Here is a 9,547-nt window from a genome sequence, read left to right on the forward strand (position 1 = left end):
GTACAAAAAACGTTCTTGTTATGACACAAGAACGTTTTTTTATTGCTTAATATGGTAAGCATCGTACACTTCACGCTTTGGTACATTGCGATCGACTGCTGCTTTTTTAATGGCTTCTTTAGACGTAGCGCCTTTCGAGATGTAATGCTCGACATGTTCTTTCGCAGTGAGGGTTTCCCACCATTGTTCTTCCTCATCTACCTCTTCATTATTACTTCCTTCTACAACAAGACAAAACTCGCCGCGTATCTGATCCTCGTTTGCCCATCCAATGACCTCGGATATCGTTCCTCGGATAAACTCTTCATATTTCTTAGTGAGTTCACGCGTTACAGCAATTTCCCGATCTCCTAATATCTCTGCCATCGCTGACAAGGTTTCCTTCAATCTGTGAGGCGCTTCATAAAAAATGATCGTTTCCCGCCGTTTTTTAAGGGCTTCAAGCTCCTTCTTCTTTTCTTTTTTCTGTCTGTTGAGAAAACCGTAAAAGAAAAAAGGCTGCGGTACAATACCTGATGCAATAAGAGCTGTTAATGCAGCATTTGCTCCCGGCAACGGAACAACATAACCGCCTATATCCGTAAAATCTTTTACAATTTCGGCTCCTGGATCAGAAATCGTCGGCAGACCGGCATCACTGACAAGAGCAATGTTTTTTCCCGATTTCAGCCATTCAATAATTTTGTGCCCACTGCTTTCTTTATTGTGTTCGTGATAGCTGACGAGCGGTGTTTCAATTTCATATACATGACAAAGCTTTTTCGTTTGCCTCGTATCTTCCGCAGCAATCGCATCCACTGATTTCAGCGTGTCGATCGCCCGGAATGTCATATCCTCTAGATTTCCGATTGGGGTTGGGACCAAGTAAAGAATCCCCATGTCCGACTTTCCATTAAAGCTCATTTGGCGCCTTAACATATACAGCCTCCTTGCTGTTCCGCTTTTCTTCTATATAAAGCTCTTTTTTCTTCCGAGTTAGTTTTTTGAAATAATATTCCGCCTGCATAGCTTCCCGCTTTGTTGAAAAGCTCTCGGCAAAAATTAATTCAACCGGACGTCTTACTTTTGTGTACTTTGCGCCCTTTCCATCATTGTGTGTTTTCACTCGTTTATGCAGATCGTTGGTATACCCGGCATACCAGCTATTGTCTTTACATTTCACGACGTAGAAGAAATGGTTATTTGTCTCCATATAAAATGGTCCTGATTTCTTTTGTATATTCATTTTGTTCATCATAAACGAATAAGGGAGGAAGAATTTTCAAATCTGGACGCCCGCCTTTGATACCTTCAACCAGAATGGTATTGGCTTCTTTCCCTTGCTTCGGATAGACAAATTGTACACGTTTCGGCTCGATTTGATAAGCCTTCATCAGTTCAAAAATCTCCAGAAGCCTTCCCGGCCGGTGAACAAGAGCTGCTTTTCCCCCTTGCTTGAGCAGTTTGCTGCTGACTGAAATGACATCCTCCAGCGTGCAGTGGATTTCATGTCTTGCGATTCGGAGATGCTCATTCATGTTTTGTTCAGTTTGTTTCGGCGTTTTAAAATACGGCGGATTGCAGGTGACAACATCATATCGATTATGTCCAAGTTTCTCCGGCATGTTTTTCAGGTCATCATGTATGATCTGGATCTGATCGTCCAACTTATTATACTCCACGCTGCGAACAGCCATATCATGCAGTCTTTCTTGAATTTCGACTCCCAGAATGTCTGCTTTTGATCTTGTACTGAGCAGCAGCGGCACAATACCATTGCCGGTGCATAAATCAACAATTTTCCCTTTTTGAATCGGAACGTACGCAAATTTGGACAGAAGCACAGCGTCCAACGAAAAAGCAAACACTGTTGGGCTTTGTATGATTTTCATGTCCTCTGCCAGCAAATAATCTAATCTTTCATCATCATGTAATGAAACCATCTTCTTATCCTTTCAGTACCTTTGAAAAAGGCTCCCGTCTTATGCGGAAGCCTTTTCCCTATTTTTTATTTAAGAATGACAGACAGAAAAGACAATCTTCTTTTCGAACACTACCATAGTGGACATTGCAGATATGAAATCCTTCTTGATACAGACGTGCCAGATTATCATATCCTTCCCCTATATCAGTTTGCTCTGTCTTCTGTGTTTTTGATTCTTTTTTATCAGCTTTGAACTTTTCAATCTGCTGCGTCGTATCGTCCAGCCGTTTGCGCAAATGCTTGTTTTCAAGCTGTAAATGATGATTTTCCTCAATCATCTCACCGATATGCTGCTTCAAATCCCCCAGCTGCCGGTACAGTGAACCAATTTGTTCTTCTAAGTTAATGACTGTATCAAATAACTCTTTTTTATCCAAGGTTCCACACCTCGTTAATCTGTGGTTTGTGCGGATACGACGCCCTCTTCCAAGAGCTCTTCCCAAGTATATTCTATCACTTTTTCACGGTTTATCAGTTCCACCTGAAGCACCCGTTCCAGAATATTTAGTCCGACGACCTTCGCGGGACCGTTTGCTGTCGTAATCATTTCTCCTATATCCGGAAGCTGTTCTTTTGCCGTCTCATACTCATCGTTCTCATATTTTAGACAGCACATCAATCGTCCGCAAAGGCCCGAAATCTTCGTAGGATTTAAAGACAAGTTCTGATCCTTGGCCATTTTAATGGAAACGGGTTCAAAATCTCCAAGGAACGTTGAACAGCAAAGCATTCTTCCGCAAGGACCGATTCCTCCGAGCATTTTTGCCTCATCCCTTACTCCGATTTGGCGCAGCTCAATTCTTGTCTTAAAGATAGAAGCCAAATCCTTTACAAGCTCTCTAAAGTCGACTCGGCCGTCAGCAGTGAAGTAAAAAATGACTTTATTGCGATCAAACGTGAATTCAACATCGACCAGCTTCATATCCAAGCCATGCTCAATCACTTTCTTTTGGCAGATATCAAATGCTGATAGTGCTTCCTGTTTATTTTCTTCTACAATGAGAAGATCGCGCTCGTCAGCCACACGTATCACTTTTCGAAGGGGAAGCACCACATCATGCTCATCCACCTGTTTATTTGCAATTACGACCTGGCCGTACTCAACACCTCTGACAGTTTCTACAATTACGCAGCTGTCATGTTCTATATGAAATCCATTCGGATCAAAATAATATATTTTACCCGCTTTCTTAAAGCGGACACCAATTACATTGTACAAGCTTATCCCTCCTGCAACATTAACACCAAGTGCTCCATTAATCCTTGTACATTCACATTGGAATGAAGCCGTTTCTTTGCTTCTAAAACAGCAAGTATCTGATTCGTAACGCTTTGTTGTGTTGATTGTAGCGCATGCTGTTTTATTGATTGGAATAAGTCTTGATAAATCAATTTATCTTCATTTCCTATTTGGATGGACAACACATCACGATATATCAATAAGAGCATATCAAGACCCATTTCTTGATGGGTTTTTTCTTTGAAAAAGGGCATCCATTGATCTTGAATAAAGAAAAAAGCATGTCCTTTCCGCTGGTGTAGGACTTCATACAATTTTATCACTTTCGCTCTAGACTCTGCAAACTCATCATTTCGACTTAATTCGACTGCTTCTGCTACATTATTAGTCATGTTGGCCAGAAGCCTTGCCATATGAGGCGAGACGTCCTGTTCGATCAGTCTGTCTTCAATTGCTTTCGGCTGCAAAGGCTGAAAAGGAAGGGTTTGGCATCTTGAAATGATGGTATCCAATAACCTTTGGGGCTGCTCAGTGATGAGGACGGCCATTGTGTCTTTGTTCGGTTCTTCTAAAAATTTCAGCAGGCTGTTCGCCGCATTTGCTGTCATTTGATCTGCGTGCGAAATAATATACAGCTTTTTATGCGATTCAAGTCCTGTCTTAGAAAACTCTTCTTGGAGCGCTTGAATTTGCGCCTTTTTGATTGATAAGCCATCAGGCTGAACAAGATGGAGATCAGGATGGTTCCCTGACTCTATCCGTTTACAGTTTCGGCAGCTCTCACAAGGCTCCGCGCCACCCTCCAGACAAAAGAAGCTTTTTGCAAGAAGCAGCGCGGCATCAAGCTTGCCTGTTCCTTTTTTCCCCTCAAACAAATAAGCGTGTGATAGTCTGTCCTTCTCAATACTATTATATAAAAGCTTCATCACTCTGGGCTGAAGCTCGTTCATTTCCTTCCAGGATATTGCCATTGTATCACTCTCTATGTGTAAAGGTTAATTAATAAACCTTTTATTTCGCCAATACGCTCCAGCAAATCAATTGCCGGTTTTTCCTGATCCATCATCTCTTCCGTAAGCTGTATCAATTTGTCATCTATTTCTTTCACAAGTCCCAGCGTTCTGCTGTTCCCGTAAAGGTCAAAGCTTTTCGATGTTTCATGTGAAAGACCGCTGTCCACAGCTTCTTTGACAAAACGTTTCACAAGTCCTTTAAATCTCGCTAAGTCTTTAAAATTCCGAGATTTCGTTAGCCTTTTTCCAAATGCTTCTATATCAGATAACAGCCTGGTAAGCTGATCAAGCTTCATTTTGCTGCTTTGGTTTTCCATTGATGTTTTAAACGATGCTGTGATCTCAGATGTTTTCACAGAGGGAATCTGCTTATTATCTATAAATGTACGTATATCTTTATTAATTTTCACAGTTTCAGATCCTTAAAATTGATGAAATTCATCGACTGGAAGGACAAATACTGTCGCTCCGCCAACTTCAACTTCGACTGGATAAGGGACATAGGAATCAGCATTTCCACCCATTGGAGATACAGGGGCAATCATCTGATCACGTTTCTGCCCGTTTTCTTTAATGAGACTCAACGCTTTATTGACGCGTATATCCTCGACACCGATCATAAACGTTGTATTGCCTGATTTAAGAAATCCTCCTGTCGTTGCAAGCTTTGTGACTCTGAAGTTGTGATCCGTTAAGGTTTTCAAAAGTCTGTTGCTGTCCTGATCTTGTACAACTGCCACTATCAATTTCATCTGTGAAGGCCTCCTTTAGATTGGAAACAACGTGATCTCGTTTACATTATTATATCAACTATTGGGAAACAGGTCACAATTGAATTTTTTTCAACGCTTCATCGATCACCTTTAGAACATCCTGAACGACGAGGTCTTTGGATTGCCCGGCATCAACTGAATGAAATCTTTCCGGAAATCGCTTCATCAGCTCTTGATAACCTTCTTGTACTTTTGTATGGAAGTCCAGTTTCTCTAAATCGAGCCTGTTTTTCTCCCGTGAGCCGTTTGCGTAAATACGCTTCAGTCCTTCTTCCGGATCAATTGAAAAATAAACCGTTACATGGGGCATCATATCTCCAATGGCAAATTCATTAATGGACAGAACCTCATCAATTCCAAGCCCTCTTGCATATCCTTGATACGCAAGAGAACTGTCTATGAATCTGTCGCAAAGAACGATAAACCCCTGTTCTAAAGCAGGTTTTACTTTTTCAACTAAATGCTGGCGTCTTGCAGCCGCATATAAGAGAGCTTCTGTTTTTGGGTCCATTAATATATTGTTCTCATTCAGAATAACCTCTCTAATTTGTTCTGCAATATCTATTCCGCCTGGCTCTCGAGTTGCCATAACCTGAAGGCCTTCTGCTGTCAGTATGTTTTTGATCTCCTGCAGAACAGTCGTTTTCCCTGCACCTTCAGGACCTTCGAATGTAATAAATAAACCGCTCATGATTTCTCCTCTTCTATATAAACAAGTAGTTGTTTCTCTTTGATTTTCATATTCCCTTGAACATGCGTTTTCATGCTGATCAAGCGGCTGAGCTTTTGCACACTTTCTTTTGTTATTCTTTCTCCCGCCATAATCATCGGGATACCCGGAGGATAAGGGATGATATCTTCTGCATTAAGCCGGCCAGCTGCTTCCTCAAAGCTCACATATTCTTTCTTAAACGAATGTAAGACCTTTTTTGGATAAGGCAAGACAGTAACAGGCTGCACACCCCATTCTGCAGAAACAAACGTCTGATCCGGAGGCGTTTTCTCAATCTCTTCATCGATGCTTCTAATGATTTCAGCGTTTATTCTCCGTTTTCCTCCCAATGGGAGAACGAGCAGAACTTGATTTTCATCAGCAAGCTCAGTGAATATGTTGGCACGCTCTAAAATGCTTTGCAGCGTATAGCCAGAATGCCCGCGTTTTGAACGAATTGTGAGCTTTAGCGGATCCGTGATGATCAGTGGATTAGCAGGGTTAACAGCTTCTGCATTTGTAAGTGAATCAAACGTTTGTTTAAGTGTTTCTATCCGCTGCAGAATGTCAGAAAGCTTTTGTTCTTCTATAATATGCTGTACATAAGCGCGGGCAATATCTAACGAAGCCATAATCGGATAAGACGGGCTGCTGCTTTGTAATCGGTTTAAATACTCTGCCACCCGATCCCTGTTAATCCTGCAGCTGCTGTTGAGATGCAAATAAGAACCCATCGTCATGGCTGGCAACGTTTTGTGGGCCGACTGAACAACAATATCTGCCCCCATTTTTAAAGCTGTGACCGGAAAAGGCTCACCTAAAATAAAATGTGCGCCATGCGCTTCATCGACCAAAACAGGAATCCCGTAATGATGGGCTTCAGTAATGATCTCAGTCAAATCAGCACTATGTCCGTAATATGTCGGATTGGTCAGTACCAAGCCTTTTGCATCTGGATATGCTGCCAGGGCCTCTTTAATTGTTCCAAGCGGAACATGCGTAGGCACATGCATCGCTGAATCAACGTCAGGTGCAAGATAAACCGGCTCAGCACCGGCCAAATCAACAGCATGAAATACAGACTTATGACAGTTTCTTTGAACCAGAATTGTATCACCAGGTTCACAAACAGATAAAATCATCGCTAAGTTTCCGACAGTCGTACCATTTACCAGAAAAAAACTTTCCGCCGATCCATATAATTGACTGACAAGCTCTTGAGCTTCTTTAATCACCCCGGAAGGATGATGGAGATCATCCAGTCCTGCCAGTTCAGTTACATCAATGGTGAGAAGCGGATCGAATATTGACTTAGCGTCATCAAAAAAGACATCTCCATTGTGATGTCCCGGAACATGAAATGAATGAGAATTTCTTCTCGCATGTTGAATTAATGCTTTATATAAAGGTGTGTTCATGAAAACAATCCTTTGAATGTGTCTTCTTACACCTTATTATATCGTGCCTCTGACAGAACTTAAAGCCAGACTTACTGGTAACTATCTTTCCTTTATTGTAAGCAGCTTTTGCTTTAGGTCGCCTTCCATCATCATCAGCTCTTCTTCTGCCTGACGGCGTTTGATTCGTCCTTCTTCTTGTATAGTCAGTGTTTCTTCAAGCGTGCTTATTAAGCTTTCCTGCACCTTCTTCAAGGTATCTATATCAACAAGGCCTCTTTCATTTGCCCGTGCAGTTTCAATTGTATTGGTTTTTAAAAGCTCCGCATTTTTCAGCAAAAGCTCATTGGTTGTATCAGATACTTTCTGTTGTGCATCCACTGCATTGCGCTGCCTTAAAAGCGTCAGTGCAATGGCAACTTGATTTTTCCATAGCGGAATCGCTGTCACAATGGATGACTGAATCTTTTCAGCTAACGCTTGGTTTGTATTTTGAATCAGCCTGATTTGCGGTGCACTTTGGATTGTAATTTGCCTGCTCAGCAGCAAATCATGCACCCTTTTATCTAACCGGTCAGCAAATTGAATTAAATCATTCACCTCTTGAACGGCCATTTGGTTATGATCACTCGATTCAGCCTGTTGCTTCAGTTCAGGAATTGTTTTCGTTTTTAATTCCTCCAGCTTCAGTTCTCCTGCAGCAATATAAACATTCAGCGCGGCAAAATATTCTTTATTTTTTTCATATAACTGCTCTAACAGCTTGTTGTCACTGATTAAAGCATTTTTAGAGTGCTCCAGCTTCAAGCTGATTTTGTCTATCTGCACACTGGTCTTTTGGTATTTAGACAGCACCTCTTGAAGAGAACTTGATACTCTTCCAAACATGCGTGCCAAAAAACCCTTTTTCTTAGATTGGAGATCATCAGGATTTACTTGCTCCAGCTTTTTCATCAGCTCTCCAAGTATTTCGCCAATCTCCCCGACATCCTTCTTTTGAACATGATTAATCATATCATGAGAAAAGTTCAGCAGTTTAGATTGAGCTTGTGAACCGTATAAGACAATGCTTTGCATATTTTTATGATCAATCTGTCCAGCAAGCTGAATTGCTTTTTCCTTGTTTTCCTCAGGAAGAACATCAACAAGCCGTACTTGCTCTTTCTCTGCTTTTACAGCCTCCGAACCTGGTATCTCTATGTTACCACCAAAAGGATCTGCCAATAATTCATCTATATGAAGGTCGCTTTGGTCTCGGTTCATCGCTCTTACCCTCTTCCCTTATTTCTTTAATGAATGTTTTGCTGCGTCTAATTCAAACTGCAACTCGTCAATTTCATCACCCATTGCTTGAGTTAAATCTTCCTCTAAACGCTTGGTCAATTCAGTAAGAGTGATGCGTGTCTCACTTAACGACATCGACAGTTCTTTGCTTTTTTTTGGGTGAGATGATAGAAAAGCATACTTCTCTGTCAATTCAACAACCGAATCGAGAGTTTGATAAAAAAATCGTTCTGCCTGATAAAACCGCTTTGGCTCTTTTTTGGTGAGGAGATAAATCCTTCTCACAATCCTTAGCATTTCTGCATTTTGCTTAAACATTTGAATGCTTTTAGCCTGAAACAAGGCTTTCCTAAGACGGACCATTTTCTGCCTTGCTTCCTCTAAGTTTTTCTTAATGTAAGCATACTCTCTTCCTGTCAATTCATGCTTTTTAAGAAATAACCGTCTTGCATTCCAGATGCCAGCTATATATACGGCTGCTCCAGAAGCAAGCCCATAAACAATAGATAAAAAAATCGACTGGTTTAAACCAAAAAAGCTCAATATTCCAATGAAAACAAAAGTCGCACTGCTAGTTAAACTCCACACCAAAAAGTGAAAAAATCTCTGCATGAGATAATCGACTCCTGTGTCTATACTCAGTTTTAATATTATTATCTACTACGTTCAATCCTTAAACAAGTTTCATCTTCTTTTTATTATTAAGAGTACAAAAAAAGACCTTTTCAGGTCTATGAATATAATGGCGGTGTATGAATGCTCTTTAGTTTTTTTACGTAAAACGCATAGTCAGGATCAGAAGTTGATGTAGAAATTACTTTTCTCTCACAATCTAAGCATATGAATTTCGTATAAAGATGAATGCCTCTATTCTTCTCTTGATCACAAATCACACATGTATGATTAAGTTTAACTGTTTCGTCCATCTTCTCCACCTCCGTACAGTTAGCCTCCCCTTAAAACGGATATTGTATACACTATTTAGACCTTTTTGAAACTTTAAATCAGTATATGGGCTATATAAGCCCTCGGTGTTTGTATTTGTTTGATTTTCTCGATCTTGAGTAAACAAAAAACCCAGCTCATTAAGCTGGGTTTAAGCTTGCTTGGCGGCGTCCTACTCTCACAGGGGGAAACCCCCGACTACCATCGGCGCTGAAGAGCT

The 9,547-nt window shown here is 41.0% G+C and carries 13 protein-coding genes; all 13 read right to left on the reverse strand.

All coding sequences use genetic code 11. The features are described 5' to 3' along the window. Window positions 1-39: 39 nt before the first annotated feature. Window positions 40-918: a 16S rRNA (cytidine(1402)-2'-O)-methyltransferase gene (rsmI, locus tag SB658_RS21640; RefSeq protein WP_019712967.1), complete on the reverse strand. Its 879-nt coding sequence runs from the start codon at window positions 916-918 to the stop codon at window positions 40-42. Next, window positions 893-1,192: a GIY-YIG nuclease family protein gene (locus tag SB658_RS21645; RefSeq protein ID WP_003242983.1), complete on the reverse strand. Its 300-nt coding sequence runs from the start codon at window positions 1,190-1,192 to the stop codon at window positions 893-895. Before SB658_RS21645 ends, rsmI begins: the two co-directional genes overlap by 26 nt. Then, complete coding sequence (locus SB658_RS21650; RefSeq protein ID WP_003244526.1) at window positions 1,179-1,922, reverse strand: tRNA1(Val) (adenine(37)-N6)-methyltransferase; 744 nt, start codon at window positions 1,920-1,922, stop codon at window positions 1,179-1,181. The genes SB658_RS21645 and SB658_RS21650 overlap by 14 nt, the downstream gene beginning before the upstream one ends. Before the next feature lie 58 nt (window positions 1,923-1,980). Further along, window positions 1,981-2,340, reverse strand: a complete 360-nt coding sequence (gene yabA / locus SB658_RS21655) for a replication initiation-control protein YabA (RefSeq protein ID WP_003218308.1) — start codon at window positions 2,338-2,340, stop codon at window positions 1,981-1,983. Window positions 2,341-2,354: 14 nt separating this feature from the next. Beyond that, the gene (ricT, locus tag SB658_RS21660; RefSeq protein WP_003226767.1) at window positions 2,355-3,182 is read right to left on the reverse strand and encodes a competence/sporulation regulator complex protein RicT; all 828 of its coding nucleotides are present in this window, start codon (window positions 3,180-3,182) and stop codon (window positions 2,355-2,357) included. 2 nt (window positions 3,183-3,184) lie between these two features. Next, window positions 3,185-4,174, reverse strand: coding sequence for a DNA polymerase III subunit delta' (holB, locus tag SB658_RS21665; RefSeq protein ID WP_003244417.1), 990 nt, complete (start codon window positions 4,172-4,174; stop codon window positions 3,185-3,187). An 11-nt stretch (window positions 4,175-4,185) separates the two neighbouring features. Continuing rightward, entirely contained in the window at window positions 4,186-4,626 is a 441-nt protein-coding gene (locus tag SB658_RS21670) for a YaaR family protein (RefSeq protein ID WP_009966249.1), read from the reverse strand. A gap of 12 nt (window positions 4,627-4,638) precedes the next feature. Beyond that, window positions 4,639-4,968, reverse strand: coding sequence for a cyclic di-AMP receptor DarA (darA, locus tag SB658_RS21675; RefSeq protein ID WP_003242755.1), 330 nt, complete (start codon window positions 4,966-4,968; stop codon window positions 4,639-4,641). Between the two features lie 73 nt (window positions 4,969-5,041). Further along, window positions 5,042-5,680 carry a dTMP kinase gene (tmk, locus tag SB658_RS21680; protein ID WP_003243137.1) on the reverse strand — a complete coding sequence of 213 codons (639 nt, stop codon included), beginning with the start codon at window positions 5,678-5,680 and terminating at the stop codon, window positions 5,042-5,044. Further along, complete coding sequence (locus SB658_RS21685) at window positions 5,677-7,119, reverse strand: aminotransferase class I/II-fold pyridoxal phosphate-dependent enzyme (RefSeq protein WP_029726395.1); 1,443 nt, start codon at window positions 7,117-7,119, stop codon at window positions 5,677-5,679. Before SB658_RS21685 ends, tmk begins: the two co-directional genes overlap by 4 nt. Window positions 7,120-7,200: 81 nt before the next feature. Beyond that, window positions 7,201-8,361, reverse strand: coding sequence for a toxic anion resistance protein (locus SB658_RS21690; protein ID WP_029726396.1), 1,161 nt, complete (start codon window positions 8,359-8,361; stop codon window positions 7,201-7,203). Window positions 8,362-8,379: 18 nt separating this feature from the next. Next, on the reverse strand, window positions 8,380-8,994 hold the full coding sequence (locus SB658_RS21695; RefSeq protein WP_003242630.1) for a 5-bromo-4-chloroindolyl phosphate hydrolysis family protein: 615 nt from the start codon (window positions 8,992-8,994) through the stop codon (window positions 8,380-8,382). Window positions 8,995-9,113: 119 nt separating this feature from the next. Next, window positions 9,114-9,308, reverse strand: coding sequence for an anti-sigma-G factor (csfB, locus tag SB658_RS21700; protein WP_003243294.1), 195 nt, complete (start codon window positions 9,306-9,308; stop codon window positions 9,114-9,116). Window positions 9,309-9,547: the final 239 nt, after the last annotated feature.

Origin of the sequence: Bacillus sp. SIMBA_008 (assembly GCF_046535495.1) — a bacterium.
Taxonomy (GTDB): Bacteria; Bacillota; Bacilli; order Bacillales; family Bacillaceae; genus Bacillus; species Bacillus subtilis.

Coding starts and splice junctions, on each gene's coding strand:
- SB658_RS21650 (WP_003244526.1), bottom strand. CDS start 1,922: ATGGTTTCATTACATGATGATGAAAGATTAGATTATTTGCTGGCAGAG.
- holB (WP_003244417.1), bottom strand. CDS start 4,174: ATGGCAATATCCTGGAAGGAAATGAACGAGCTTCAGCCCAGAGTGATG.
- SB658_RS21695 (WP_003242630.1), bottom strand. CDS start 8,994: ATGCAGAGATTTTTTCACTTTTTGGTGTGGAGTTTAACTAGCAGTGCG.
- rsmI (WP_019712967.1), bottom strand. CDS start 918: ATGTTAAGGCGCCAAATGAGCTTTAATGGAAAGTCGGACATGGGGATT.
- SB658_RS21685 (WP_029726395.1), bottom strand. CDS start 7,119: ATGAACACACCTTTATATAAAGCATTAATTCAACATGCGAGAAGAAAT.
- darA (WP_003242755.1), bottom strand. CDS start 4,968: ATGAAATTGATAGTGGCAGTTGTACAAGATCAGGACAGCAACAGACTT.
- SB658_RS21690 (WP_029726396.1), bottom strand. CDS start 8,361: ATGAACCGAGACCAAAGCGACCTTCATATAGATGAATTATTGGCAGAT.
- csfB (WP_003243294.1), bottom strand. CDS start 9,308: ATGGACGAAACAGTTAAACTTAATCATACATGTGTGATTTGTGATCAA.
- SB658_RS21645 (WP_003242983.1), bottom strand. CDS start 1,192: ATGGAGACAAATAACCATTTCTTCTACGTCGTGAAATGTAAAGACAAT.
- tmk (WP_003243137.1), bottom strand. CDS start 5,680: ATGAGCGGTTTATTTATTACATTCGAAGGTCCTGAAGGTGCAGGGAAA.